Origin of the sequence: Paraburkholderia sp. SIMBA_053 (assembly GCF_046534895.1) — a bacterium.
GTDB classification, from domain to species: domain Bacteria; phylum Pseudomonadota; class Gammaproteobacteria; order Burkholderiales; family Burkholderiaceae; genus Paraburkholderia; species Paraburkholderia caledonica.
This window is the reverse complement of the sequence record NZ_JAWRXU010000142.1, coordinates 1-424: the sequence shown is the minus strand read 5'-3', so window position 1 is coordinate 424 and position 424 is coordinate 1. Positions and strand designations below refer to the sequence as shown.

The 424-nt window shown below is 62.3% G+C and carries 1 protein-coding gene; it reads right to left on the bottom strand.

All coding sequences use genetic code 11. The annotated features are described in order from the left end of the window. A partial coding sequence (locus SB753_RS34970) for a lactate/malate family dehydrogenase (protein ID WP_410804617.1) occupies positions 1-424 on the bottom strand: 424 nt, incomplete at both ends.

Here is a 424-nt window from a genome sequence, read left to right as displayed (position 1 = left end):
ATGGTGGGCGAGTGGTTGCCCCACACCACGAGCTTTTCGATCGAAGCGACCGGCTTGCCCGACTTGGCAGCCAGTTGCGACAGCGCGCGGTTGTGGTCCAGACGCAGCATGGCCGTGAAGTTCTTCTTCGGCAGATCCGGTGCCGATTTCATCGCGATGTAGGCGTTCGTGTTCGCCGGGTTGCCGACGACCAGCACCTTCACGTCGCGGCTCGCCACTTCGTTCAGTGCCTTGCCTTGCACCGTGAAGATTTCGGCGTTGGCCGACAGCAGGTCCTTACGCTCCATGCCTTTCGAACGCGGACGCGCGCCGACCAGCAGTGCGACGTCGGCATCCTTGAACGCAACCTTGGGATCGTCAGTGACCACGACACCCGCGAGCAGCGGGAACGCGCAGTCTTCGAGTTCCATCACGACGCCTTTGA